The sequence below is a fragment of the Nonomuraea sp. NPDC050022 genome, assembly GCF_044460705.1.
Classification (GTDB): domain Bacteria; phylum Actinomycetota; class Actinomycetes; order Streptosporangiales; family Streptosporangiaceae; genus Nonomuraea.
In genome coordinates this window covers 465,645-491,020 of record NZ_JBITKE010000003.1, presented here as the reverse complement: position 1 = coordinate 491,020, position 25,376 = coordinate 465,645, and the positions used below count along the sequence as shown (strand labels likewise).

The window sequence follows — 25,376 nt, the reverse complement described above, 5'->3', positions numbered from 1 at the left end:
ACCCCTCTGAACAGGACATCGGGCTTTCGACCCCCCATTTCGCGTACGACGCGGTTTCGCGCCGCCGTATTCGCCCGGCCGTAATCCCCGTTTCAACGGCTCTATCCAAGGGTCCACCGCATTCCTGGACAAAACCTTGCAACAATCGTGAAGTTGAAGAGTCAGATCAAAGGTGCGTATGGACCATTAAGCGAATACGCGGGAAACTGGCGGCACGTGGGTCTTTAGCGGTGAAAGGACACTCGTGGAGTTCCGAATACTCGGCTCCGTGGAGTTGTGGTCCGACGGGGAGGCGTGTGAGCTCGGGTCGGCCAAGGAACGGTACATCCTGGCCATCCTGCTCCTGTCGCCTGGGCAGCCCGTGTCCATCGAAACCATGATCAACCGGGTTTGGGGTGACGCGCCGCCGGCAAAGGCGCGCGAGAGCGTCCACAGCTATATCGCCCGGCTGCGCGGACGCCTGAATCGCCGGTTCGGGGATAGCGGGGCACGGCTGATTTCCCGTTCCGGGGCTTACCTTCTGGAAGTCGATCCCGAGCAGATCGACCTGTATCGTTTTCGGCGGCTGAACGTGCAGGCGCGCGCTATCGCGGCCAGCGGCAACCCGGAGGACGCGCTGCGCCTACTCCGCGAAGCGGAGAATCTGTGGCGGGGCGATCCGCTTTCCGGCCTGTCCGGGGAATGGGCGACGCAGTTCCGTACGAGCCTGGAGAGCGAGCACCGCGCGGCGATCGGCACCCGCCTGGCGATGGAGCTCGACGCGGGCCGGCACGCTGAACTGGTCGGGGAGTTGTACGGGCTGGTCGATCAATATCCGTATGACGAGTCGTTCGTCGAGCAGCTGATGGTGGCCCTGTATCGCTGCGGGCGCCAGGGTGACGCGCTGAAGGCGTACCACCGGGCCAGCCACCGCCTCTCCGACGACCTCGGAGCCGATCCCGGGCCCTCCTTGCGCGGCACGCACGACCGCATGCTCCGCGGCGATCCGGATCTGGCCGTGCCGCCCGCCCGCCACCGCACTCCCGGCGGGCCACTCGCCGACAACCTGCCCCGCGACATCGCGGACTTCACCGGGCGAGAGACGGAGCTGAACCAGCTGTACGCCGTGTTGGATCGTTCCCCGTCGGCGGTCGTGATCGAGGCCATCGACGGCATGGCCGGGATCGGCAAGACGGCCCTCGCCATCCACGCGGCGCACAGACTGGCGGACCGCTACCCGGATGGGCGGTGGTACCTCCATCTCCGCGCGCACGATCCCCACCAGCCGCCGCTCGATCCCGCCGAAGGTCTCGACACCCTGCTCCGGCTTCTGGGGGAGGATCCCAAGCGCATTCCTGGGGCGCTGGAGCCGCGGGCCGCGCTGTGGCGGGCGTGGGTCGCCAACCGCAGGATGCTGATCGTGCTGGACGACGCGGCCGGCGCCGACCAGGTGCGGCCATTCCTTCCCGGGGCGCCCGGCTGCCTCGTACTGGTCACGAGCCGGCATCGGCTCGCCGGCCTCGAAGGCGCGCGACCGCTCCCGCTGGACGCTCTGGCGCCACCGGAGGCGGCGCTGCTCTTCCGCCGGATCGTCGGCCAGGACCGGCAGCTCGACGCGGGTGACGTCAACCAGCTGGTCCGTCTGTGCGGCTACCTTCCGCTCGCGGTCACGATCATGGCCAACAAACTCCGCCATCGGCCGGCCCGCGGGGTCGGAGACCTGGTGGCCAAGCTGTCTCGCTCCAAGGACCGGCTGGCCGAGATGCACGCGGGAGACAGCGACCTCGTCACCGCGTTCGAGCTGTCGTACCGGGAACTGTCCCCGGAGCGGCGGCACGCCTTCCGTCGCCTGGGCCTGCACATCGGCGCCGACCTCACCGCGGTCGTGGCGGCCGCGCTGATCGGCTGCGGCCTCGAGCGGGCGGAGCGCGTCCTGGAGGAGCTGATCGACCGCCATCTCGTGGAGGAGCCGGATTCCGGCCGGGTCCGCTTTCACGACCTGCTGCGCGCCTATGCGGCGGAGCGCGCGGCCGAGGAGGAACCCGTCGAGGAGCTGCGGCGAGCCGTCCACCGGCTGCTCGACCTCTACCTGTACACCGCCGACCAGGCCGATCGCGTCCTGTACCCGCACAGGCGCCGCGCCGCCGTGGACGTCACCCATCCGCCCGTGGATCCGCCGTCCGTGAGCGACCCGCGTGCCGCCGCCGAGTGGCTGCGCGCCGAGCGGGTCAATCTGCTCATGTGTGTACGTCACTCCGCCGCGCGGGGCTTTCCGGCGCATGCGGCCCAGCTCTCGCAGGCCGTCGCGACGTACTTCGAACGATCGGCGCTCTGGGAGGACGCCGCCCGTGTCCACGAGCTCGCCCGCCAGGCATGCCAGGAGATGGGCGACCGCGAGGGGGAGGCTCGCGCGGAGCTCGAACTCAGCCTGGTACGCAGCCGTACGGGCCACTACGCCGTCGCTTTCGAACACGCCCTCAACGGTCTCAGTGCTTTCCGCGCCTTCGGCGACCGGCGCGGCGAGGCCGACGCCCTGGACCACCTCGCCCTCGTGCACTGGCTGTCCGGGCGCAACCGTGAGGCATTGGCTTACGCGGAGGAGGCGCTCGGGCTGTTCCGTGCCGTGGGGGACCGGTATGGGGAAGGGAACGCGTTGCTGCATTCGGGGATCGCGCTGTCGTACCTGGGGCGTACGGAGGAGGCAGTGGCCGTCTTCGAGAGCTCGTTGGAGATCGTGGAGGAGATGGGGGACGTCGCTACCAAGGCGATGTTGTTGAACAATCTCGGGGAATTGCACCTCAACCGTGGTGATCATCGGGAGGCGCTCGGACTCTTCCGGGACTCGCTCGCTGTCATGCGCGAGACGGGGTGGCGGCAGAACGAGGCCGTGGCCTTGAACAACGTGGCCGGCGTCATGGCCCGTGAAGGGCGTCGCGACGAGGCCTTGCATTTCTATCGTGAGGCTTTGTCAACTTATCGCGAGACCGGTGATCGCCGGAACGAGGCCGACGCTTTGAGCAATATCGGGTCGATGTACCTGGAGGCGGGGCTGACCGCTGAGGCGCTGATCCATTTCCAGAAAGCGCTTGCCCTTTCGGGTGATATAGGGGATTTGTACGAAACCGCGCGTGCGCTCCAGAGGATTGGTGACACTCAGCAGGCTAGTGGGCAGTTTGTCCTTGCTCGGGGGACTTATGAGCGTGCGCTCTCTTTGTCGAGGGATGTGGCGGATCCCTCCCTGGTGGCGGGTTCTCTTCAGCGTCTCGGTGAGAGTCTTCTGCAGATTCAGGGGAGGAGCGCGGCTGAAGGTGCGTGGCGGGAAGCTTTGGGGATATTTGAGCGGTTGGGCGCTCCGGAGGCTAGGATTCTGCAGGATCGCCTCAACGGTCACGATGTAGCGGGATAAAAGCTGGCGCCAAATCTCCTTATTGCCCTATCTAAAAGGATATGCTTCACTTGCCGCGGTGAACGCGACAAGTTCTAGAAGGGTAAGAAAATGCCCCATATCTTCCCAATGATGATGATGTGGGTCCTGGAGGCGCTGAAGGTGGTTTTCAGCTAAGGGACCCTCAAGAGAGATGGTCCAGGCGGCCCCTGAGTCGGAGATAGATCGCAGACTCGGCCTCGCTAAGCACTTCCAACGCCATCTCATAGCAGTGATGTGCCTCTTCCGGTCGGCCGGTACGTCGGGCCAGCTCTCCCAGGCCCTCCAGGGCCGCGGCCCGGCCGACCGAAGATCCCAGCTGATCCATGATCTCCAGCGCGGAGCGCAGCTCACGATCCGCCCGCTCCTGATCGGCATACGCATACCCGAGAAAGATCCCCACTCTGGCCCGGTTGTAAAGATCATCGGCCCCGCGCAGCAGCGCTCGCGCCTTCTCCAGGTGGATAACTGCATCAGGCCCTCGACCCTGGGCCACGAGGACACCGGCGAGATCCATAAGCCCCAGCGCGGCCTGCCGGTCGGCCCCCGACTCCCGATACATGGCTATCGAGGCCGTGAATCTGGCAATGGCCACCTCGTGGTCACCCCGCGCCGCCGAGACCAGCCCAAGCCGCCGCAGTGATCCGGCCTCCCTGCCCCGCTCGCCAAGTCGGCGCCAGATCTCCAGCGCCTCCTCGAACCGCTCGACGGCGTCGTCGTATCGCCCCAGGTCATTCAGGCTCAGGCCCAGGCGATTCAGCATTTTGGCCTGACCGTAAACGTCCCCCGCTGCGCGCGCCGCCGCCAGCCCTGTCTCCTCCACCCCGACCCGCTCCCCGTGATGGCCCATGTACAGGAAAAGCGGCCACATGGCATCAGCGAGCTGGAATGCCGAGACCTCCCGCCCCCGTGTGTGCGCCAGAGTGACGGCGGCGCTCAGGTTCGCGCGTTCGGACTCCAGCCAGCCGAGCGCGTCCTCGGGGCCGCCGAAGTCCGTCGGCTCGGCGGGGGGAGGTTCGGCATCGCGCGGCAACCCGGTACGGTACGGCCGGAGCTGACGTTCCGCGCGTGCGGCGGTGGCGAGGTACCAAGCGAGCAACCGGCCCTCGGCGCCCTCACGGGCCTCTCGCTGGTCCTCGACCGCGACCAGTTGGGCGGCGTGCAGGCGGACCAGCGCGTGATGGAAGCGATAGCGGCCGTCGGGGATGTCACTCAGCAGGTTCGCGTCGGTCAGCTCGCCGAGCAGGCGTCTGGCCTCCACGCGAGGGACGCCGGCGAGCGCGGCCACCGCGTCGCCGCCGAACGTGCTCCCTGGGACCAGACCCAGGAGCCGGTACAGGCGGGCCGTGCCAGGGTGGAGCGCCCGGTAGGAGAGGTCGAGCGCGGAACGGAGTGCCACGTCGTCTCCTATCGTCAACGCCGCCAAGGTCTGCTGCTCCTCGGCCAGTGCGGCGACCATCTCGCGAAGCGGCCAGCTCGGCCGCGCGGCCAGGCGGGCCGCCGCGACGCTCAGGGCCAGCGGCAGCCGCATGCACAGTTCGACCAGATCAGAGGCCGCCTCGCGGTGCCGGTCCAGCCGGTCGCTCCCCAGCGCGTCCCGGAGAAGGGCGAGGCTCGCCTCGGCGTCGAAGCGGTCGACGTACACCCCGCGGGCGCCCTGGACCAGCAGGCCGGCCAGCTGGTACCTGCTGGTCACCACGGTGAGGCTCGCCGGTGAGGCCGGAAGCAGAGGCCGCACCTGAGCGGCTGTGAACGCGTCGTCCAGCACGACGAGAAGCCGCTGGTCATGAGTCACTGTGCGGTACAGCGCCGCGCGCTGGGCTGTATCGCCTGGTATGAGCTCTGCTGGAATCCCGAGGGCGTGCAGGAAGTCGCCCAGCACCTCCTGCGGGGTGGCCGGGGCGTCGTCGGAATGGCCGCGCAGTTCGGCGTACAACTGCCCGTCCGGATAGTGCGAGCGGATCATGTGCGCCCAGCTCAGGGCCAGTACGGACTTGCCCACGCCGACCGAGCCCGTTATCAGCGCGGTGATCGGCACCTCCGTCACGTCTTCCCGCAGGGCATCGAGTTCGGCGATGGCGGCCTCGCGGTCGATCAGACGCGGGCGTGGGGGAAGCTGGCTCGGCAGGGGCAGCGAAACCGCCTCGTGGAAATGGACTCCCCCCAATATGTCACGAGCTTGGACAAGCGAACCGTGAACTATCCCAGCCGCCTCGTTGTACACAATTTCCGACAGTTTTCTCCTGGCTATCACGCAGTCTCGACACCAATCCATGCCTCGGCTCGCCGTCCGCCCTCACGGGTCACGCGGGCCTGGAATACAGACATCAACTGCAACAATGACGGATGAAAAAATATGCTGCAATATGGTGGAGATTAATGTTGGGCGTGGCGCTCTGTAGTTCGCCGTTGACGTTATGGCGATGATTGGCCTGCGCCGGTCGGAATGCCGGCAGAGGACCCCTGCGGCGCACCACCGAAACGCATGGCAGCGTGTCCGCCTACGAACGCGATCAACAGAAGGGCATCCAACTCCTCTGGGGTGCGCAGCCATTCGGCGCTGATCAGATTGAGATCGTCGGGGGCGATCGGCGGAGATTCTTCCCCAGGCGGATGCTCTGTTCCGTCCTATGGGCACCACTTCACGGCCTACCTGCTGTGGGACGGCTTGGTAGAACGCCGCGACGATCTGCCCCTGGCGGAGATGGACGAGATCGCACCCCTTTTGGCACTCGCGCGGGAGACACTCCGTGCGCACGTCAAGAGACGCGACCAAGAGCGCCGAAGCAGGCTCATCCAGGAGTGGAAGATCGAGGGGGTCTATCCCTACCCCGAGGAGCCTGCCGAGCCGGCACAGGCTGTCGAACGTGAGATGTTCGACGAAGTGGCCACTCGGATCTCCCGGCGACTGCCAGGCGTGACGCAGAGCAAGAAGACAACCTTGCGGCTGCTCAGAGAGATCATTTCCCGTGATCCGAGTGGGCTCTATCCGGTACTTGATGAACTGTTCTGACTGCCTCAGTCGGAACAGGAGGAGCTCAAGCGGATCCTCCAGAGGACGAGCCTGTCTGAAGTGACCAAGGCAACCGGACAGGTCAGTGACCGGCTCGATTTCCTGGCCGCGCTGAAGAAGCTGGTCTTCGAGCCGGAGATCAGCCGGACGGTCAAGGAGCGGAGCGAGCTGCACAAGATCCTTGAGCGCGAGACCTGGATCTTCGGCGACGCCTACGCCCTGATGGTCAGCGACCGGAGCCTGGATGCGATCCTCGTTCGCCATCTCCAAGAGCTCGGCCGGGAGCCGGAAGACGGCAAGCTCAATCCGGTGCGCCGCGAGGACGGCCGGATGGGCATCGCCGACCTCCTGCTGGGGCGCGCTCACCGGGGAAGCTCCGGGCGAGAGCACCTCATAGTCGAGCTCAAGGCTCCCAGGGTCAAGATCGGCCAGGCGGAGGTCGCCCAGATCAAGAGCTATGCGGAGGCGATCGTCAGCGATCCACAGTTCCGCGATGCCCGCGTTTCCTGGGACTTCTGGGTCGTATCCACCGAGCTGGCGGAGATCGTCCGGCGTGATGCCAGCGCGCCGAACCGCCCGCCAGGCTGCATCGCCGAGTGGGAGGGCGGGGAGGTCGTACCCGCCGACGGATGACGGCTAAATGTCGGTGAGGTCCGATACGAATCGGCCATGGGCACATGGAATGTGGGACCGTTCGACAACGACTCGGCCGCCGACTGGTGCGGCGATCTGCACAACGCAGCACCTGAGCGGCGTCCGGCTCTGGTTCGCAAGGCGCTCAAAGCCGCTGCGGGTCGTACGAAATATCTGGACAGCGATGAGGCGTCGGAGGCCATCGCGGCAGCGGCCATCGTCGCCTCTCAACGCAGCGGCGTGCCGATCACCTCGCCTTATGCGCCGGACTTCCTGTTGGAAGGTGGCCGGCTGGAGATCGATGACGCACTCGTGGCGCTGGCCGTGCGGGGGCTGGACCGGGTGATGGGCGAGGACTCGGAGTGGCTGGAGCTCTGGGAGGAGAGCGGCTCCTCTCCGGAGGCCGTGGCCGTCATAGAAGGCATTCGCGGTGCTCTCTAGAACGGTCCCGGTCCACTTGGATGGACCGGGGCCGTTCGCCGTGACCGGGCTTGGTCTACCTCTCCTATGGAGGCTGCGGGTCACAGGCTGCTGGCGGTGATGTCTCCGTTGGAGGTGGTGGCGTGGATGTCGAGTTCGGCGGTGCCGTCGTTCTTGAGGGTGTTGGCGATGCGGCCGTGGGTGGTGCCGGCGTCCAGGGAGGCCGAGACGCCGGCGGCGGCGCTGATCGAGATGTCGCCGGACTGGGTGCTGAGCACGACCTTGCCGCCGGTGGCCTCGGCGATCCGGATGTCACCCCGTGCGGTGCTGATCTCCGCGGCGCCGCCCAGCCGGCCGACCTCGACGTCGCCGTCGGTCGCGGTGAGACGCAGGCTCGCGGTCTCCTCCAGCTTGATCTGGTGGTACGCGCCTTCGAAGGCGACGTCGCCGAGGCGGCCGACGGTCCGCAGTTCGGCGCTGCCCGTCTTCGCCTCGACGCGGGAACCGGCGGGCAGCTCGACCGTCACCTCAATGGCTCCGGTCGGGCCGAGGTACTGGTTCTTCACCGGAGTCTCGATCCGCAGGACGCCGTCGGCGTACTCAACCGTGGTCACCTCTGCCGCCTTCACATCGCGGCCCTTGGAGGCGTTCGCGGGCAGGACCTCGACCGTGGTCTCGGCCCGGTCGGCGGCGATGAAGCGGACTCGTCCGGCGGGGATGTCCAGGACGGCGGTGATCGGGGCGAGGGTGTCGAACTTCTGCATCATGTGCTCCTTGGCTGCGTTGTTTCGATGTCCACCTTCGCCAACCGCTCTGATACCGGGCTGTCGCCGTCCTGACGCCGCCGCTGACATGACGCGGAGAGCAGCCAGCCGGGCCCCGGATCCACCCTGCCGAGGTGATGGAACGCGGTGCCCGTGGTGTAGGAGCTCGTCCTGCCCGGCCTGCTCAGCGGCCTGTCGCCTGTGGATCTTCATGGGGAGAGCGGTGCGGGAGGAGGAACGGTGGGCGCTCACTCCAGGAGTAGACAGTCACCGGGATGCCTTTTGTCACGAGCCGGTGGGCGATGAGCGGTTCGATCCGGTCCCAGGTACTGCCGGCCAGACCGCAGCCGATCCGTGGCATATGCAGGCTCGCGCCAAGCTCGATGGCGTTGATGGCGACGGCTTTCAGGCCCCGATCGACCGCGTCGTAGCGGATGGGCGGCCCTTCCTTGGTGGGCCGGATGCCGTGCTGGCCGATCATGTTCGCCACCCACAAGGACTCCTCGACCTGCACCAGCCGCACCTGGCCCAGCTCGAACCCCGCATCCGAGCGATGCCAGGCGCGGAACTCGGCCTCGGGTTCCGGCCAGCGGCGGGAGATGGCCAGGACGAAACCACGGCCCCAGCCGCCGACGTCGTTGCAAATGTGGCAGATGATGCGCGGCTCGTTGCCGGCCGGGTTGGTCGCGTCGCCCGGGAGATAGGTGATCACAGCCTGGACCTTAGGCAGGGAGACCGACAATTCCTGTCGGACATGCTTGGCAGGTCCAGCGTTGACCCCGACGACGTGGAGGCCGTGTGGTTGGAAACCCACGCAACCTGAACGAGGCCATTGGTGGAAGCGCCCCGCAGTCGGAGGCGGATGGTTGGCAGGTCGGATCCCGCGCCAGACTGGAGTGTCAGGCGGTCCCGTTGAATGGCGTGAGTCGTAGCCGCAGGGCTGTTGGGGCCAGGTCCTGTCCATAGGACGCGTAGTTCGCGACGTCGTCGAACGGGAACCCGTACGCCTTGTGGTCCCGGGTGTTCTCGTGCAGGACCCGCGCGTAATGGTTGCTGACCGAGGTGAGATAGAACGTGCTTCGGTCGGTTGTCGGCTGGTCGGGGTGGTTGTGCAGGGTCGAGCGGTTGAACGCGGCGCCGAGGATCGCCGCGACCGGGCCGGAGGTGCCGCCGGCGTCCAGGGCGCCGTTGCAGTAGAAGATGTCGCGGGTGCTCGGCCGGGCGAACGTCCGGATGCCGTTGTCGAAGACGAGCTGGCCGCCGGACACCCGCCCGGTGTACGTGGTCCCGCCGACCGCCACCCGCAGGTTGGCCGCCGCGTACATGTTCCAGACCTGCGTGATGTACGGATCGAAGTACGTGGAAGAGAAGATGCCCGAGTCGATGCCGTGTCCCGGAGCGATCACCCGGAGGTTGTCGCCCACGATGAGGGGCCGGAAGGCGGGGTTGGCCGCGATGCCGGCGAAGATGGTGTCGCGGCCGTTGGGGACGAGGGTGCCGACGGTCTGGCTGGACTGCCCGTCGAGCCGAAGCTCCATCGGGATGCTGAACATGTCGACCATGGTGGTGTTGCAGAACATGCCGTCGCTCTTGAACGTGAACTCCATGAAGTCGTGCAGCACGCCGTAGCTGGGGTCCGAGCTCACCCAGCCGGCCGGGTGCTGTAACGCCGGTCGGCCGTTGCCGTCCGTGACCACCCTGAACTTCACCTTCTGGCCGATGGAGACGTAGATGCGGCCGGACATCCATGGCAGGTTGAGGCGGGTGTCGCCGTTGGCGGCGAGCGGGATGGACAGGTCGGCGAAACCGTCGGGGCCGTTGAGTGAGCCCGATACCGGCACTCTCGTGCCGTCCGCGCGGACGTAGACCTGCTGGCCGGTGGCCAGGTCGGTGCCGACGATGTAGAGGAAGATCGCGCTGTTGGCGTACCGGAAGGTGTGGTTGACGACGGTCAGGGGGAGCACCGTGGCGGCCTCGGCTCGGGGGGCGAGGGCCAGCACCGGAGTGGCGGCGGCTACTGCCGCGCCGGCGAGTAGGGTTCGTCTTGTGATCATGGTTCGGGCTCCTCACGGTCGTGCCGGCTGCGGGGTCACCTTGCCGTCCTAGGGTCAAGAGAGCGCTCTCTCGCAGCATTTGGTTAAGTTTCTTTTCTGTAAAGCGGGCTGTCAAGAGCCTGAGTGGTGGGTCGGCGGAGGTGGGATCGTGGATCTGCTCGACGACGACGCGCTCGAACGTTCCCCCGTCGTGGCCAATTGCCGGATGAACCGAGAACGCCGCCTGCCCGGCTACAACCGCGAGCTGGGCATCGACGTCGTCGACACACTGCGTGCCCGGCGGCGCGTGGGGGAGCCCGTGCGTTGGCTCGATCTGTGCTGCGGGACGGGGTACGCCCTCGGCCAGGTCGCCGACCTGCTCGGCGGTGAGGGCGGTGAGGACAGCGAGGGCGGTGAGGACAGCGAGGGCGGTGAGGACAGCGAGGGCGGCGGGGGCGGTGAGGCTGAGATCGTCGGTGTGGATCTGGTCGACTTCTTCGCCCGCACATCGTGCCCGCCGCGCCTGCGGCTGATCACCGCCTCCGTCACCACGTGGCGGCCCGAGCGTCCCTTCGACCTGATCACCTGCGTACACGGGCTGCACTACATCGGTGACAAGCTCGGGCTGCTTGCCAGGGTCGGCACATGGCTCGCCGACGACGGACTGTTCATCGCGAACTTCGACGTTCGCGCCATCCGTCTCGAAGACGGCGCGCCCGCGGGCCGCCGCCTCACCGCGTCGCTGCGCTCGCAGGGCGTGAGGTACGACGGGCGGACCCGGCGGATCGGCTGGACGGGTCGGCGCCTCATCGATCTGCCGTACCGCTACCGGGGGTCCGACGATCAAGCCGGCCCAAACTACACCGGCCAGCCCGCGGTCAACTCGTACTACGAATACTACGAATACTAGGAAGCGGTGGCGATCGCGGCGCGGATGGCGTCGGCGCGTTCCTTGGGGAAGATCCTGTGTTCGGGGTCGGCGTCCAGGAACAACAGCATGGACAGGACCTGGCCCGCTGCTGCCCAGCTGCCTTCGTCGATGACGCGGAACGTGACCCACCAGGAGGGCGAGGGAGCCGGCATGCCGCAGGCGTCGGCGAGCGCGGCGAGGATGCCTTCGATGGCTTGGGCGCGGGTTTCGCGGGGCCAGGCGCCGTACATGACGGCTACGTCGACGACCATGACGTCGGCGGGTTCCGGGATGTCGCTGAGGAGGGCGCCGCCGATGGCGATCATGTCGGCATCGCGTTCGACGAAATGGACCTGGAAGCCGATGCGCGCCTCGGGTGCGTGCCGGCCCACCTCGGGGACCAGGACGGCGTCGGTGAGGGTCTGGGCGAGCAGGCGGCGCTGTTCCGGCGTCAGCCTCCCCTTGGGGGTGTTCACGGTGATCACGGTCATGCTGCCGGTCCTTTCGTGGCGGTCTGGATGAGGTGCTCCAGTTGGACGGCGACGTGGTCGAGGGCGGTGATGTCGCGTTGGGCGCGGCACATGGCGACCGTGCCTTCGACGGCGGCGACGATCAAAGTGGCCATCCGCGCCGCCACCGCGGTGTCGGCGCCGTGCTCGCGTAGCGAGTCGGACAGCAGGTTTTCCCAGGTGGTGAACACCTCGGCGGCGGCGTCCAGGGCCTCGGGGGCCGCGTCGGCAGGTGGTTCCTCCACCGAGACGGCCAGCACCGGGCAGCCGGCGCGGAAGTCGCTGTCGAGCACGGTCTGCCGCCACAGGCCGAGGAAGGCACGCAATCCGGCGACCGGCCCGGCGGCCAGTTCCCGGCGCAGTACGCCGGACACCAGGTCGCCGGCGAAGCGGACCGCTTCGGCGGCCAACTGCTGCTTGCCGCGCGGGAAGTAGTGGTAGGTCGAGCCCAGCGGGGCGCCGGAATGGGTGGCCAGGTCCCGTACTGTACTGCCGGCCAGGCCGCGCCGCCGGATCAGGTCGGCGGCGCCGACGACGATCCGCGATCGCGGATCCGTCTGTGACATCGGGTACGCCCTCCTCGGAGTTGATTATGACGCTCGTTATAACTTACCGTGAGGTGCGGCTATAACGAGCGTCATAACCTGGAGGACCAATGCGGGAACTCACGTTCGTGCGCAGCGGCCGTCTCACCTGGCATGAACGCCCCGCGCCCCGCCTGACCGAGCCGGGTGACGCCATCGTCCGGCCGTTCATCGCCGGACGCTGCGACGGTGACACCCTGCCGCTGCACCGGCCGGTGTCCCGCGCCATGCAGGCGGGCCTGACACTGGGGCTGATCGATCCGGTCGTACGCGGCATCTGCGGCCCGGTACCGTTCCGTGGACCGTTCGCCATCGGCCACGAGTGCGTCGCCGAAGTCCTCGAAACCGGCCCAGGCGTCACCAACGTGCGCCCCGGCCAGTGGGTGATCGTGCCGTGGTCGATCTCCTGCGGCGCCTGCTCACCCTGCCTGCGGGGGCTCACCGCCAAATGCGACACCACCACTCGTCACGCCGGACGTACCCTGGCCGCCTTCGGGTTCGGCCCCGCCTGCGGCCCCTGGGGCGGCATGATCACCGACACCCTCCGCATCCCCCACGCCGACCACATGCTCGTCCCGATTCCGCACGGCGTCCCCGCTCTGCGGGTGGCCGCCGCCAGCGACAACCTCGCCGACGCCTGGCGCGCCGTCGTCCCGCCCCTGACCGCGCGAGGCGGCGGCCGCGTCCTGATCCTCGGTGGCGGAGCCAGAAGCATCGGCCTGTACGCCGCCGGCCTGGCCGCCGCCCACGGCGCCACGGTCGACTACCTCGACGCCAGCGCCACCCGACGCCGGATCGCCGAAACCCTCGGCGCCCGCACTCCCCGCACTCCCCGCAGCCTCGAAGCCTCGAAGGCCGCTACGACATCGCCGTCGAAGCCACCTCCCGCCCCGCCGGGATCCGCCAAGCCCTCCGCGCCCTGGCGCCCGGCGGAATCTGCACCGCCGTCGGCTACTACCTCGCCACCGGCACCCGCGTACCGCTCATGCACATGTACGCCACCGACGCCACCCTCCACCTCGGCGTCTCCCACCCCCGCGCCGTCCTGCCCGACCTGCTCGACTTCGTCGACCGCACCGGCTTCCCCGCCGAAACCGTCACCACCCTCACCGCCGACTGGGACGACGCGCCCAGCGCCTACCAGGCCAGGACCACCAAGGTCGTCCTGCGACGTGACCCCATCACCCCGGAGTCACCCCGGGCTGGGGACTTCCCATTAGCTCGTGAGCAGAGCTAACCTTTTGGTATGAGCACAGCGGACCTACCTGACGCCCTCGTCGGTGTCCTGACCGGTATCCAGCGGCTCATCCGGCGGCGGCTGCGCCAAGGGATGACCGGGCCGCCGCTCCGTGGCGCCCAGGTCGAGCTGCTGCGGTTGGTCGGCGCCAACCCCGGCATCGGCGTCTCAGCGGCGGCCAAGGAGCTCTTTCTGGCGGGGAACTCGGTTTCCACGCTGGTCAACCAGCTCACCGCCGCCGGGCTGCTGCGGCGCGAGATCGGTCATGACGACCGCCGCTCCGCCCGGCTGCTGCTCACCCCCGAGGCCGAGGCGCGGCTGCGGGCGTGGGAGGAGCGGCGGGCCGCGCTCGTTCGCGAGCGGGTGGAACGACTCAGCGAAGACGACCGGGTCGCGCTGGCCGCCGCGCTTCCGGCGTTGCGCCGGCTGGCCGAGGGTCTGCAAGAGGAGGCGGAAATGATATGAGTGACGACACACCGGCCGTCGCCTGCACGGGCCTGCGCTATTCCTTCGGGCAGACCAGGGCCGTGGACGGCCTTGATCTGACGGTCGGCGCCGGTGAGGTGTTCGGTCTGCTCGGTCCCAATGGCGCGGGCAAGACCACCGCCATCCGCTGCGTGACCACGCTGCTGCCCATTCCGTCCGGGATGGTGCGGGTTTTCGGGCACGACGCGGCCACCGAGCAGATGGCGGTACGCCGCCTGCTCGGCTACGTACCCCAGCAACTGTCGGCGGACTCGAGCCTGACGGGGCGGGAGAACGTCTCCCTGTTCGCCCGCGTCTTCGACGTCCCCCGGCGTGAGCGGGCGGCCCGTGTCGAGCAGGCGCTGGAGGCCGTGGGGCTCGGCGACGCCGCCGACCGGATGGCCGCCACCTTCTCCGGCGGCATGGTACGCCGCCTCGAACTCGCCCAGGCGCTGGTCAGCGCGCCGCGCCTGCTCATGCTCGACGAGCCGACGATCGGGCTCGACCCCATCGCCCGCACCAGCGTGTGGGAGCACATCATGGCGGTACGCGCCGCCACCGGGATGACCGTCCTGGTCACCACGCACTACATGGACGAGGCCGACCAATACTGCGACCGGGTCGCGCTCATGCACCAGGGACGCGTACGGGCGCTCGGCACACCGCGGCAGCTCACCGACGACCTGCGCGCCCGCCTCGGCGACGGCTCGGCCCCGACGCTGGAGGACGTCTTCCGCGACGTCGCCGGCAGCGGCCTCGGCGACGGAGGAGGGGAGTTCCGCGATGTCCGACGTACCCGCACCACTGCCACTCGACTCGGCTGACAGGAGCGGCTTCGACCTGCTGCTCGTTCCGCCGCGTCCCCGCACCGGGTGGCGGGTGCTGCCCGCCAGGGTCGCCGCGATGTGCGTGGTGGAGCTGCAGAAGCTGCGCCACGATCGCACCGAGCTGTACACCCGCGCCGTCCAGCCCGCCCTGTGGCTGTTGATCTTCGGCGAGACCTTCACCCGGATCAAGGTGATCCCCACCGAGGGCATCCCGTACCTGGACTATCTGGCCCCCGGGATCATCGCCCAGTCCACCATGTTCATCGCCATCTTCTATGGCATCCAGATCATCTGGGAACGCGACTCGGGCGTCCTGACCAAGCTCCTGGTCACGCCGACGCCGCGGGCCGCGCTGGTCACCGGCAAGGCGTTCGCCGCGGGGGTCAAGGCGATGATCCAGGCGGTGGTCGTGGTGCTCATCGCCGCGCTGCTGGGCGTGAGCATGACCTGGAACCCGTTGCGCCTGGCCGGGGTCATCGTGGCCGTGCTGCTCGGCTCGGCGTTCTTCTCCTGCCTGTCGGTGACGATCGCCGGGATCGTGCTGACCCGCGACCGGCTGATGGGCATCGGGCAGGCCATCACGATGCCGCTGTTCTTCGCGTCCAACGCGCTCTACCCGACCACGGTCATGCCCGACTGGCTGCGGTACATCAGCGTGATCAACCCGCTCAGCTACCAGGTCGACGCGCTGCGCGGGCTGCTGCTCGGCATCCCTGCGAACCTGCCGCTGGACTTCGCGGTGCTGCTCGCGGCCGCGGCGCTCGGCATCACGGCGGCCTCCGGCCTGCTGGGGCGGTTGGCGCGCTGACTCGCCGGGTCAAGCGCCAACTCATTGCGTCGCTGGGGTCAGCCAGTGAGCGAGCCGGTCCAGCGACAGGTTGATGCCGATGAAGATGGCCGCGATGAGGATGGCCGCCGGGATGACGTTCGAGAAGTTGGCCGCGATCCCGTTCAGCCCCCGGTCCACCAACTCGTCGTAGCCCACGATCAACCCGAGCGCCGAGTCCTTCAGCAGTACCACGAACTGGCTGATCACGGCCGGCATCATGGCCCGGAACGCCTGCGGCAGCAGCACCAGCCGCATGACCTGCCCCTTGCGCAGCCCGATCGCGTGGGCCGCCTCCGCCTGGCCGCGGGGCAGGCTCAGCACCCCGGCCCGGATGATCTCGGCGATCACCGACCCGTTGTAGAAGGTCAGTCCGAACACCACGGCGGTGAAGGCTGAGACGTTGGTCCCCGCAAAAACGTAGGACCCGAAGAAGGCGAAGAAGATGAGCAGCAGCAGCGGCACGGCCCGGAAGAACTCGACCACGGCCGCCGCTGGCCACCGGATCCACCGGTGGTCCGAGAGGCGGGCCGTTGCGAAGACCAGCCCGAACAGGCCCGCCAGCACGACGCCCACCACTGCCGCGGCCAGTGTGCCCGCCAGTCCCGGCAGGATGAAGGTGGTCCACACCTCTGGCCGCAGCAACGGCGTCCACTTGCCGGCCGCCCACTGCTCCTTGGCGTCGAAGCGCACATAGGTCACATAGGCCAGCCCCAGCAGGACCAGCGCGATGACCCCGGCCAGCACCCGGTTGCGCCGTGCGCCGCGCGGCCCCGGCGTCTCGTAGAGGTTGGCGTAGCTCACCGGGCCACCGCTCATCGGGCCACCGCCAAGCGCCGTGACAGCCAGCCGAACAGCAGGCCCATGGGCAGGCACAGCAGCACGAACCCGGCCGCGAACCCGAGGAAGATCTGCATCACCTGGTCTCCGTATGTCTCGATCATCTCCCGCATCCGCACCGACGCCTCGCTCACGCCCACCACGAGCGCGATCGTGGTGTTCTTGGTCAGCGCGATCAGGATGCTGCCCAGCGGCGCGATCACCGCGCGGAACGCCTGCGGCAGCGTGATCAGCCCCAGCGTCTGGAGGAAACCGAGCCCGAGCGAGCGCGCGGCCTCGGCCTGGCCGACCGGCACGGTGTTGATGCCCGCGCGCAGCGCCTCGCAGACGAACGCCGAGGTGTAGGCCGTCAGGCCGATGCAGGCCAGCCAGAAGTTGTTGGTCGCGATGTCGGACGAGAGTTCCACGCCCAGGTTCGCGCCGACGCCGAGGCCGGTGAACAGCAGCACCAGCGTCAGCGGGGTGTTACGGGCCACGGCCACGTAGACGCCGGCGGTGCGGCGCAGGGTCGCCAGCGGCGCCACGCGCATGGCCGTCAGCAGCGTGCCGAGCACCAGCGAGCCGAGCGCGCTCACCGCCGTCAGCCGCACGGTCATCCAGAAGGCCGCGACGACGGTGTCCCACTCCAGGAGCAGCGCGTCCATGATCAGTACTGCTCCAGCTTCGGGGCCTCCGGCACGGTGAAGCCGGCTCCGCCGAAGCTGCTCTCCAGCGCCTTCTTCCAGCTACCGTTGGCGAACATCGTGGTCAGCGCCTCGTTGACGGCCTTGCGGCCCGCCGAGTCGTCCTTCTTGAGCCCGATGCCATACTTCTCCGTGCTGAACGGCTTGCCGACCAACTTGAGCTTGCCGGTGTGCTGGGCGGCGTACCCGGCGAGGATCACGTTGTCCGTGGTGATCGCGTCGAGCTGGCCGCCGAGCACCCGGTCCACGCACGCGGAGTAGGTCCGCTCCTCCTGCAACTGCACCTGCTTGGCGTAGCTCTCCTTGACCTTCTGCGCCGGGGTCGAGCCGGCGACTGAGCACAGCTTCTTGCCGTTCAGCGTGTCGGGGCCGGTCAGCGCCGTGTCGTCCGCCCTGACCAGCAGGTCCTGACCGGCCACGAAGTACGGTCCGGCGAAGGAGACCTTCTGCTTGCGCGCGTCGGTGATGGAGTACGTCGCCACCACCATGTCCACCTGGCCCTGCTGCAGGAACGCCTCCCGGTTGGCCGACACCGTCTCCTTGAACGTGATGTCCTTGGCCTCGACGCCGAGCGATTTGGCCACGTACTTGGCGACCTCTATGTCGAACCCGGAGAAGCCGCCGTCCGGCGTCCGCAGGCCGAGTCCCGGCTGGTCGGCCTTCACTCCGATGACCAGCTTCTTGTCGTTCTTGGCCTTGTCCACGACCGAGTCGTAGGTGTCCTGGCCGCCGCCGCAGGCAGTGGCGGTGGCGGCCAGGGCAACGACGGCGAATACCGCGTAAAGGGATCTTCCAAACATGACGCGTCCTTAGTGAGTGAGGATCTTGGCGAGGAACGACTTGGCGCGCTCGCTGCGCGGGGTGCCGAAGAAGTCGTCCGGGGCGTTCTGCTCGACGATCTCGCCGTCGGCCATGAACACCACGCGGTCCGCGGCCCGGCGGGCGAAGCCCATCTCGTGCGTGACGACGACCATGGTCATGCCCTCGCGGGCCAGCGCCGTCATCACCTCGAGCACCTCGTTGACCATCTCCGGGTCGAGCGCCGAGGTGGGCTCGTCGAACAGGAGCACCTTCGGCTCCATGGCCAGCGCGCGGGCGATCGCGACGCGCTGCTGCTGCCCACCTGACAACTGCGCGGGGAACTTGCCCGCCTGGCTGCCGATCCCGACGCGCTCCAGCAGCTCGTACGCCTTCTTCTCGGCGTCCGCCCTGCTCTTCTTCAGTACGTGGACCTGCCCGAGCACGACGTTCTCCAGGACTGTCTTATGCGCGAACAGGTTGAACGACTGGAACACCATGCCGACCTCGGCTCGCAACCGGGCCAGCTGCCGTCCCTCCTCGGGCAGCGGCGTGCCGTCGATCGTGATGGTGCCGGAGTCGATGGCCTCCAGCCGGTTGATCGCGCGGCACAGGGTGGACTTGCCGGCGCCCGACGGGCCGATGATCACCACGACCTCGCCCCGCCGTACGCTCAGCTCGACGTCCCTGAGCACGTGATGATCGCCGAAGCGCTTGTTGACCTGGTCGAGGACGACCAGCCCTTGATCGGACACGGGTGATGCTCCTTCCGTCCGCGTTGGCGCAACGGTAGGAGCGGCTTGTGTCACGCAGAGGGTTGTGCGCGTTCTGCTCAGTGATTGACCGGCCGTCAGTGAGTGACGGGCGGCTTGGCCTGTGCGGCGGTTGCGCCGGACAGGCCGATGGTGTCCTTGAACGCCCGATCCCACCGGCCGTCTTGCAGACAGCGCCCGATCAGTCCGCTGAGGTAGTCGCGGAACACCACGTCCTCCTTGCGGACGCCCATGCCGTACGGTTCGCGGCCGAACGGCCGGCCGACCAGCCTGAGCGCGTCCGGCCGCCGGTTCACCAGGCCGAGCAGGATCGTGTCGTCGGTGCTGATGGCGTCGATGCGGCCGGCCGTGAGGGCGGGCACGCATTCGCTGGAGTTGTCGACCACCACCAGCCGGGCGCCGGGCACGCGGTCCCGCAGCCGGTCCAGGGAGGTGGAGCGGGTGGTCGTGCACACCGCCCGGCCGTCGAGGTCCGCCACGTCGTCGATGCGCTTGTCCCCGGCTCTGACCAGCACGTCCTGCCCGGCTTGGTAATAGGGCTCGGTGAAACCGACGACCTGGCTCCTGGCCGGCGTGATGGAGTAGGTCGCGATGACGAGGTCCACCACCCCCTGCCGCAGGAAGTCCTCGCGCTGGACCGGCAGGGTCTCCACGAAGCGGACGTTGCGCTCACCGCCGGTCAGGTCCTTGGCGACCATCCTGGCCATCTCCGCGTCGAACCCGGTGATCCGCCCGCTGTCCGGGTCCTTGAACCCGAACAGCGGGTAGTCGAACTTGATCCCCACCGTGAGCAGTCCGTTTCGCTGGACGCGGGCCATGGTGGAGCCCTCGGGGAACGCGGGCTCTACGGGGGAGCCGCAGGCCGCCAGTGCCAGGCAGGCGAGTACGGCGAGCAGCGCCCTGACCGGCTTCACCGCACCCAGTACCGGTGCTGCGGGCGGCCCGTCGGTCCGTACCTCAGCCTGGCCTCGACCTGTCCCCGTTCGACCAGGTGTTCCAGGTAGCGGCGGGCGGTCGCCCTGCTGACGCCGATGGCCTCGGCGAGTTCGTGCGCCGACAGGTCGTCCTGGGCCGCGGCCAGCCCGTCGAGCACCGCCTGCTCGGTCGCCGCCGAGATGCTCTTCGCCCGGGGAGACGCGTCCAGATGCAGCGAGCGGAAAATCCGGTCGATCTCCTGCTGCTCGACGAACCTGCCGCCCGAGCCCAACTGCTCGACCGTCGCCGCGTACCGCAGCAACGTCTGCTCCAGAATCCCGGCCCTGGTCGGCTTGACCAGGTAGTACAAGGCGCCGCGCTGCATGGCCGCGCGCACCGCGGCCGACTCCTTGTGGCCGGAGATCACGATCACGTCGGTGGGTGGCTGGTCCGGGCGCCGCAGCCGGTGCGCGACCTCCAGTCCGGGCAGGTCGGGCAGGTGCAGGTCCAGCAGTACCAGCCGCGGCGCGAACCGGTGGGCGGCGGCGAGCGCCACCTGTCCGGTGTGTGCGATCCCCACCACCTTGAACCCGGAGACACGGTTCACCTGGGCGTGCAACGCGGCGGTCACGACTGGGTCGTCGTCCACGATGAGAACGGTGATGTCCGCCGCTCCAGGCATCGCCACACTCCTAGCTCGACTGTGATCGACGCGGGCATCTTAGGGACGTCGTGTTACAACCAATCGCCTTCTGCTCCTTTTGCTCAGTGCGGGGCTTCGCCCCAAGCTCTTCCCTCTTACTGTGTGATGCGTGTCAGCGGCCGGTGAGCCGTGGGGGAGGTGATCACTGGTGAGAGAGCGCGGATGGCTCCTGGCAGTGACTGCGCTGTGGATTCTGCTCGGCCTGCTCCCGCTGGCGCTGCTGACCTCGTCCAGCATCACGCTGTCGGCGGAAGCGGTCGGCGACGAGGTCGGCGACCGGGTGCGAACCACCGCCTCGGTCAGCCGGGTCGTGGTGGAGCAGCAGCTTGGCTCGCTCAAGCAGCTCGTCAGCGCGTACGCCCAGCGGCCCGAGGTGCGCGCCGCGGCGACCTCCGGCAAGCCGGTGGGCCGCGAAACGATGATCGGGTTCCGCGAGGAACTGGGCAGGATGCGCGCCGGAGTCGGCGGTGTGATCGTGATCGGGCTCCGGGGCGACATCGCCGGCGCCGAGCCGACGAGCGTGCTGCCCCAGGACGTCAGCAGCACCGACTGGTACGTCGCCGTCCGCGATCGCCTGCGACCCTACATCTCCCAGGCGTACACGCCCACGATGCGCGGCGTGTCCAGGGCCGTCGCCGCGGCCGCCGTGATCTCGAGCGCCGACGGCAAGAGCGTGCTGGGCGTCCTGGTCGTCGTCTACAGCCTGGACGCCATCCAGGACTTCGCCTCGCAGGCCGCCGAGGCGCAGGGGATCCGGCTGCTCATCACCGACCAGTCGGGCGTGCTCGTCGCCGACCCCGGCAGGAAGCTCTACGCTCTCACCTCCCTGCGCGAGGACCCCAGGGTGGACGCGGCGCTGGCCGGCCGTACCCTCTTCACCACCCACCACGACGCCGGCGGGAAGGTGCTGTCGGCGTCGGAGCCCATCCCCGACGTCGGCTGGACGGTCACCGCCGAGGTGCCCGCCGACGCGGCGCTCGCCTCGGCCGAGCAACTCCGGGTACGGGTGCTGTCGATCGCCGCCGTCCTGGCGCTGCTGATCCTCATCGGGTTAGGCCTGCAGATCCACACCACGCGCGGCCGGCGCCGGGCGCAACGGATGCTCGCCCGGTACGCCGCCGAGCTGGCCGTGGCCCGGGACGAGGCCGTGAGCGCGTCCGGCGCCAAGTCCGAGTTTCTCGCCAAGATCAGCCACGAGATCCGCACCCCGATCAACGGTGTCCTCGGCATGAACTCCCTGCTGCTGGACACCCTGCTCGACGGCGAGCAACGCCACTACGCGAGCACGGCGCAGGAGTCCGCGCGGAGCCTGCTCCGGCTGCTCGATGACTTCCTCGACCTGTCGAAGATCGAGGCGGGGCATCTGGAGGTGGAGTCGGTGCCGTTCGACCTGCTCCGACTCTGCGACGAGGTGGTGGCCCCGTTCGCGCCGCACGCCTACCAGCAGGGGCTCTGGCTCACCTCGCGGCTCGGCGACAGCCTGCCGCAACAGGTGCTCGGCGATCCGGTACGTCTCGGGCAGGTGCTCACCAACGTCGTGGGGAACGCGCTGAAGTTCACCGTCAAGGGTGGCGTCGACCTGGAGGTGACCCTCGACGAAGGCGGTCCCGGCGACGATCGGGTCACGCTGCGGTTCACGGTGACCGACACCGGCGTGGGCGTCGGGCAGGGCGACCTGGAGCGGGTCTTCGGCATCTTCCGTCAGGTCGACTCCCCGATCACCCGGCGGACCGGCGGGAGCGGCCTCGGCCTGGCCATCAGCAGGCAGCTCACCGAGCTGATGGGCGGTGAGATCGGGCTGGACAGCGTCGAGGGAGTGGGGAGCCGGTTCTGGGTGACGCTGCCGGTGGACGTACTGACGTGGTCGGCCCCGGCCGCGCCCGCGCTGCGCGGACGGCGGGTGCTCGTCGCCGACGCCCGGCCGGAGGACCTCGCGCTGGCCGTGCGCATCCTGGACGATGCCGGTCTGGTGGTGGAGACGGCCTCCGACGGCCCGGCCGCCCTGGCCGCCCTGCGGGCCGGTGCCGCGGCGGGACGTCCGTTCGACCTGGCGGTCATCGACCTAGACCTCGATTTCGCGTTGGCCGACGGGGAGTCGGCCGATCCGCTGCTCCGAGACGCCGGTGTCGTCGTGCTCGTCACACCGGGGCGCTCGGGGCGCGCCTGGCCGATCTCGGTGGCCGAGCGGACCGTGCAGTCGATGACCCGGCCGCTCAGCCGCCGCCGGCTGCTCGACGCCGTGGAGAACGCTCTGACTCCCGCGCAGGGAGCCGGGCCGGGTTCCGTGCCTGCCTCCGCGCAGGGCGGCGAAACGCCGGATGTGCCGGTCGACGGCGCCGCACCGGCGCGGATCCTGGTCGCCGAGGACGACGAGGTGAGCCGCCAGGTGGCCGAGCTGGTCCTGCGGAGGGCGGGCCACCACGTCGACTCCGTCGCCGACGGGAAGCAGGCCGTGGCGGCGGTGCTCCTGGGCGGGTACGACCTGGTCTTCATGGACTGCCAGTTGCCGGTTCTCGACGGCCTGGCCGCGACCGCCGAGATCAGGCGGCGCGAGGAGCCGCGCACGCCGATCATCGCGATGACCGCCGCCGCGATGCCGGACGACCGACTTCGCTGCCTGGCGGCGGGCATGGACGACCACCTGGCCAAGCCGGTGGACTGGCAGTACGTCGTGACCCAGGTGCCGCTGTGGGCCGCCACGTCAGAGGTCCCGCCGGAGCTGGCGGGGCTGTCGCAGGGGGATATCACGGAGATCGCCGAGGTGTTCCTCTCGACGGCCATGGCGATCTATGACGAGCTCCGCCAAGCCGAACGCGGTCAAGACCTGGCCCGGGTGGCCGCGCTCGCGCACCGGTTGAAGGGCAGCTGCGCGACCGTCGGGCTCATCGAGGCGGCCGAGGTGTGCGAACGGGTCGAGGTGTCGGCCCAGCGCGGGGTTGCCGAGCGGGAATCAGTGGATCGGCTGGGTGGTTTGTTGCGCGAGCTGCCGAATTGGATGTCAGTAAATTAACCCTGGTGACGGATTTATTAACGTGTGAGTAATTTTCTGTCACTAGCGTGCTTATGTCGCGAATTAACGTATTTGTAATGGGGGAAGGTAAATGGCGGATTCGACTGAGGAGCCCAGTCCCACGGGCATCCCCACCCCGTCGGACACTCCCACCGCGACACCCACGCCCACGGACTCCCCGGCACCCACGCCCACGGATACACCCGCGCCGACCCCGACCCCGTCGGACACGCCGACCCCGACCCCGCCGGATACACCCGCGCCGACCCCGACCCCGTCGGACACGGCGACCCCGACTCCGTCGGACACCCCTTCCCCATCGGGCACCCCCACGCCATCGAGCCCGCCGTCCAGCACCCCTCCGGACGCGTCGAGCCCTACGCCGACGCCCACCCACTCGTACACCCCGCCCCCGACGCCCGCCGGGCCGCCGGGCGCGTCGGGCCAGGTGCAGATCGACTGGGACTCCATTCGCGAGCTGGCCGGACTCTTCGACAAGCTGGGCGACGACGTCGTGGAGCGCCGGCTGAACTCCTGGAAGCTGGGAAGCACCTCCGGCCTCGTCGGCGGCGACGAGGAGGGTATCGATTGGGCCGAGTGGTACCACGCCGGTTACGCCGCCCTGACCCATCACATGGACGCCATCGCCGAGAAGAACTTCACAGCGGCCGGCAATCTGCGCAGCCTCAAGAAACTCTGGGACTACCTGGAGCAGGACATCATCGCGTCCCTGCCCACGGCCCTGGACCTCCCTGACGCGCCGATCCCCGTGACGCCGCCGGCCAAGGAAGGTGCCTGATGTTCGATCCGTTCCAGGCGCTCGCCTGGTTCGCCGACGTACACGTGCCCGTGGCCGACGTGTCCAACCTGCGGGCGCGCGCGACGGAGCTGCGCGAGTTCGCCAAGGCGATCGGCACGCTCGCGCAGCACACGGAGAGCGGGGTCGCGGGCGTGCTCAAGACGAACGACAGCCGGTCGGTCGACCGCTTCGCGGACGTGTGGCCCGACCAGCTCGCCCCTCGATACGCCGCCATGCGGGCGGCGCTGAACGAGCTGGCCGACGGCTGCGACGACTACGCCGACGCGGTGGAGGAACACCGGGAACAGCTCAAGATCATCGGCACCCAGCTGGCCGCCATGGCGTTCACCATGATGTTCGGCTATCTCTACCCGGCGGCCAGGATCGCGGCCGAGGGCGTGTTCAAGTGGCTCGTGGCGCGGGCCAGGCTGGAGAAGACGATCTTCCAGAAGCTGATGAAGACCATCCTGGCCGCGAAGGTGGGCAAGTTCAACGTGGGCACGTACGCGGTGCGCGAAGGACTCGACGCCGTGGCCGACTCGGTCGTGTGGGCCACGGTGAAGACCGGCGTGCACGCGGCGAGCTCCGCCGCCACCGGCCAGCCGATGGGCAACCTGTGGGAGTACGCGGGCAAGCACTTCGTCGCCGAACTGGCCTATGACGGCGGTATCAAGGCCTTGCGCGACGTACGCAAGTTCATCCCGGCCACCAGGTTCACCGAGACCATGCTCGGCACCGGTCCCATGGGCAACTTCTTCCGGCGGACCACGTCGGCGGCGACCCTCTACGCGCTGGTCGCCAACGGGGACATGTCCGTCCAGGGATCGCTCAGATCCGCTTTGGCGCACGCCCCCCGGGCGTTCATCCTCCACCGATAAGGAGCCGGTATGACCATACCCAGGAGCGGCGATCCGGAGATCGACCGGGCGCTGGCGCAGCTCGCGGTACAGACGGCTCAGTTCGAGGAAGTGGGGCGCCGACTGGAGTCGGCCAGGGGGCGCGGTGTGGCGGCGGACGGGCAGGTGACGGTCGAGGTCCTGCCCAGCGGCGGGCTGGCGAGCGTGCACATCGCGCCGCGAGCGATGCGGCTGGGCTCCGAGGCGCTGTGCGAGGCCCTAATGGAGGCGGCCCGGCAGGCCGAGGATGACGTGACCGCCCAGACCTTCACCGCCACCCAGGCCCTCTTCGAGCTGCCCGGCCGCTGACGTCGAGCCCGGCCGCTGGCGACGCT

At 68.8% G+C, this 25,376-nt stretch carries 25 protein-coding genes; 13 read left to right on the top strand and 12 right to left on the bottom strand.

All coding sequences use genetic code 11. The features are described 5' to 3' along the window. The first annotated feature begins 244 nt into the window (after nucleotides 1-244). The gene (locus ACIBO2_RS13690; RefSeq protein ID WP_397297152.1) at nucleotides 245-3,385 is read left to right on the top strand and encodes a tetratricopeptide repeat protein; all 3,141 of its coding nucleotides are present in this window, start codon (nucleotides 245-247) and stop codon (nucleotides 3,383-3,385) included. A 163-nt stretch (nucleotides 3,386-3,548) separates the two neighbouring features. Here ACIBO2_RS13690 and ACIBO2_RS13685 read toward each other — a convergent pair whose 3' ends face one another. Continuing rightward, nucleotides 3,549-5,570 carry a tetratricopeptide repeat protein gene (locus ACIBO2_RS13685; RefSeq protein ID WP_358540081.1) on the bottom strand — a complete coding sequence of 674 codons (2,022 nt, stop codon included), beginning with the start codon at nucleotides 5,568-5,570 and terminating at the stop codon, nucleotides 3,549-3,551. 375 nt (nucleotides 5,571-5,945) lie between these two features. On the opposite strand from ACIBO2_RS13685, the gene ACIBO2_RS13680 reads away from it, so the two are divergent. From ACIBO2_RS13680 to ACIBO2_RS13670, 3 genes are read left to right on the top strand one after another with little or no spacing between them, the layout of a single operon-like run. Further along, on the top strand, nucleotides 5,946-6,416 hold the full coding sequence (locus ACIBO2_RS13680) for a hypothetical protein (RefSeq protein WP_397297150.1): 471 nt from the start codon (nucleotides 5,946-5,948) through the stop codon (nucleotides 6,414-6,416). Between the two features lie 60 nt (nucleotides 6,417-6,476). Further along, the gene (locus ACIBO2_RS13675) at nucleotides 6,477-7,049 is read left to right on the top strand and encodes a hypothetical protein (protein ID WP_358540087.1); all 573 of its coding nucleotides are present in this window, start codon (nucleotides 6,477-6,479) and stop codon (nucleotides 7,047-7,049) included. Between the two features lie 36 nt (nucleotides 7,050-7,085). Next, complete coding sequence (locus ACIBO2_RS13670; RefSeq protein WP_358540090.1) at nucleotides 7,086-7,490, top strand: DUF4259 domain-containing protein; 405 nt, start codon at nucleotides 7,086-7,088, stop codon at nucleotides 7,488-7,490. Between the two features lie 80 nt (nucleotides 7,491-7,570). Here ACIBO2_RS13670 and ACIBO2_RS13665 read toward each other — a convergent pair whose 3' ends face one another. The 3 genes from ACIBO2_RS13665 to ACIBO2_RS13655 form a co-directional block, all read right to left on the bottom strand. Continuing rightward, nucleotides 7,571-8,233 (bottom strand): DUF4097 family beta strand repeat-containing protein, encoded by a 663-nt coding sequence (locus tag ACIBO2_RS13665; RefSeq protein WP_397297653.1) that lies wholly within the window; start codon nucleotides 8,231-8,233, stop codon nucleotides 7,571-7,573. A 184-nt stretch (nucleotides 8,234-8,417) separates the two neighbouring features. Continuing rightward, complete coding sequence (locus ACIBO2_RS13660) at nucleotides 8,418-8,945, bottom strand: macro domain-containing protein (RefSeq protein ID WP_397297147.1); 528 nt, start codon at nucleotides 8,943-8,945, stop codon at nucleotides 8,418-8,420. Between the two features lie 187 nt (nucleotides 8,946-9,132). Then, nucleotides 9,133-10,287 (bottom strand): beta-1,3-glucanase family protein, encoded by a 1,155-nt coding sequence (locus tag ACIBO2_RS13655; RefSeq protein WP_397297145.1) that lies wholly within the window; start codon nucleotides 10,285-10,287, stop codon nucleotides 9,133-9,135. A gap of 148 nt (nucleotides 10,288-10,435) precedes the next feature. Between ACIBO2_RS13655 and ACIBO2_RS13650 the strand changes: the two genes are divergently transcribed. After that, nucleotides 10,436-11,176: a class I SAM-dependent methyltransferase gene (locus ACIBO2_RS13650; protein WP_397297143.1), complete on the top strand. Its 741-nt coding sequence runs from the start codon at nucleotides 10,436-10,438 to the stop codon at nucleotides 11,174-11,176. Here ACIBO2_RS13650 and ACIBO2_RS13645 read toward each other — a convergent pair. Continuing rightward, complete coding sequence (locus ACIBO2_RS13645; RefSeq protein WP_358540101.1) at nucleotides 11,173-11,667, bottom strand: hypothetical protein; 495 nt, start codon at nucleotides 11,665-11,667, stop codon at nucleotides 11,173-11,175. The genes ACIBO2_RS13650 and ACIBO2_RS13645 overlap by 4 nt on opposite strands. Beyond that, complete coding sequence (locus tag ACIBO2_RS13640; protein ID WP_358540104.1) at nucleotides 11,664-12,251, bottom strand: helix-turn-helix domain-containing protein; 588 nt, start codon at nucleotides 12,249-12,251, stop codon at nucleotides 11,664-11,666. The genes ACIBO2_RS13645 and ACIBO2_RS13640 overlap by 4 nt, the downstream gene beginning before the upstream one ends. Nucleotides 12,252-12,340: 89 nt before the next feature. Here ACIBO2_RS13640 and ACIBO2_RS13635 point away from each other — a divergent pair, with 89 nt between their 5' ends. The 4 genes from ACIBO2_RS13635 to ACIBO2_RS13620 are packed head-to-tail and all read left to right on the top strand — an operon-like array spanning nucleotide 12,341 to nucleotide 15,606. Next, nucleotides 12,341-13,489, top strand: coding sequence for an alcohol dehydrogenase catalytic domain-containing protein (locus tag ACIBO2_RS13635; protein ID WP_397297140.1), 1,149 nt, complete (start codon nucleotides 12,341-12,343; stop codon nucleotides 13,487-13,489). Between the two features lie 26 nt (nucleotides 13,490-13,515). Then, nucleotides 13,516-13,971, top strand: coding sequence for a MarR family transcriptional regulator (locus ACIBO2_RS13630; protein WP_358540110.1), 456 nt, complete (start codon nucleotides 13,516-13,518; stop codon nucleotides 13,969-13,971). After that, nucleotides 13,968-14,795 carry an ATP-binding cassette domain-containing protein gene (locus tag ACIBO2_RS13625; RefSeq protein ID WP_358540113.1) on the top strand — a complete coding sequence of 276 codons (828 nt, stop codon included), beginning with the start codon at nucleotides 13,968-13,970 and terminating at the stop codon, nucleotides 14,793-14,795. Before ACIBO2_RS13630 ends, ACIBO2_RS13625 begins: the two co-directional genes overlap by 4 nt. Next, nucleotides 14,755-15,606 (top strand): ABC transporter permease, encoded by an 852-nt coding sequence (locus ACIBO2_RS13620; RefSeq protein ID WP_397297137.1) that lies wholly within the window; start codon nucleotides 14,755-14,757, stop codon nucleotides 15,604-15,606. The genes ACIBO2_RS13625 and ACIBO2_RS13620 overlap by 41 nt, the downstream gene beginning before the upstream one ends. 21 nt (nucleotides 15,607-15,627) lie before the next feature. On the opposite strand, the gene ACIBO2_RS13615 is transcribed toward ACIBO2_RS13620, so the two are convergent. The 6 genes from ACIBO2_RS13615 to ACIBO2_RS13590 all read right to left on the bottom strand — a co-directional run bounded on the left by ACIBO2_RS13615 (nucleotide 15,628) and on the right by ACIBO2_RS13590 (nucleotide 20,315). Then, complete coding sequence (locus ACIBO2_RS13615; protein WP_397297135.1) at nucleotides 15,628-16,443, bottom strand: amino acid ABC transporter permease; 816 nt, start codon at nucleotides 16,441-16,443, stop codon at nucleotides 15,628-15,630. Beyond that, complete coding sequence (locus ACIBO2_RS13610) at nucleotides 16,440-17,108, bottom strand: amino acid ABC transporter permease (protein ID WP_358540122.1); 669 nt, start codon at nucleotides 17,106-17,108, stop codon at nucleotides 16,440-16,442. Before ACIBO2_RS13610 ends, ACIBO2_RS13615 begins: the two co-directional genes overlap by 4 nt. A 2-nt stretch (nucleotides 17,109-17,110) precedes the next feature. Beyond that, nucleotides 17,111-17,947, bottom strand: a complete 837-nt coding sequence (locus ACIBO2_RS13605; RefSeq protein WP_358540125.1) for a glutamate ABC transporter substrate-binding protein — start codon at nucleotides 17,945-17,947, stop codon at nucleotides 17,111-17,113. Between the two features lie 9 nt (nucleotides 17,948-17,956). Next, on the bottom strand, nucleotides 17,957-18,700 hold the full coding sequence (locus tag ACIBO2_RS13600) for an amino acid ABC transporter ATP-binding protein (RefSeq protein WP_358540128.1): 744 nt from the start codon (nucleotides 18,698-18,700) through the stop codon (nucleotides 17,957-17,959). A 95-nt stretch (nucleotides 18,701-18,795) separates the two neighbouring features. Continuing rightward, nucleotides 18,796-19,632: a glutamate ABC transporter substrate-binding protein gene (locus ACIBO2_RS13595; protein WP_358540131.1), complete on the bottom strand. Its 837-nt coding sequence runs from the start codon at nucleotides 19,630-19,632 to the stop codon at nucleotides 18,796-18,798. After that, nucleotides 19,629-20,315, bottom strand: coding sequence for a response regulator (locus ACIBO2_RS13590; RefSeq protein WP_357956197.1), 687 nt, complete (start codon nucleotides 20,313-20,315; stop codon nucleotides 19,629-19,631). The genes ACIBO2_RS13595 and ACIBO2_RS13590 overlap by 4 nt, the downstream gene beginning before the upstream one ends. A gap of 169 nt (nucleotides 20,316-20,484) precedes the next feature. Here ACIBO2_RS13590 and ACIBO2_RS13585 point away from each other — a divergent pair, with 169 nt between their 5' ends. From ACIBO2_RS13585 to ACIBO2_RS13570, 4 genes are all read left to right on the top strand, one after another. Continuing rightward, nucleotides 20,485-23,346, top strand: a complete 2,862-nt coding sequence (locus ACIBO2_RS13585; protein ID WP_358540137.1) for a response regulator — start codon at nucleotides 20,485-20,487, stop codon at nucleotides 23,344-23,346. A 91-nt stretch (nucleotides 23,347-23,437) separates the two neighbouring features. Further along, complete coding sequence (locus ACIBO2_RS13580; RefSeq protein ID WP_397297131.1) at nucleotides 23,438-24,145, top strand: hypothetical protein; 708 nt, start codon at nucleotides 23,438-23,440, stop codon at nucleotides 24,143-24,145. After that, nucleotides 24,145-25,023 carry a hypothetical protein gene (locus ACIBO2_RS13575; protein ID WP_357956186.1) on the top strand — a complete coding sequence of 293 codons (879 nt, stop codon included), beginning with the start codon at nucleotides 24,145-24,147 and terminating at the stop codon, nucleotides 25,021-25,023. The genes ACIBO2_RS13580 and ACIBO2_RS13575 overlap by 1 nt, the downstream gene beginning before the upstream one ends. Before the next feature lie 9 nt (nucleotides 25,024-25,032). After that, nucleotides 25,033-25,350, top strand: a complete 318-nt coding sequence (locus ACIBO2_RS13570) for a YbaB/EbfC family nucleoid-associated protein (RefSeq protein WP_358540143.1) — start codon at nucleotides 25,033-25,035, stop codon at nucleotides 25,348-25,350. The last annotated feature ends 26 nt before the right edge of the window (nucleotides 25,351-25,376 follow it).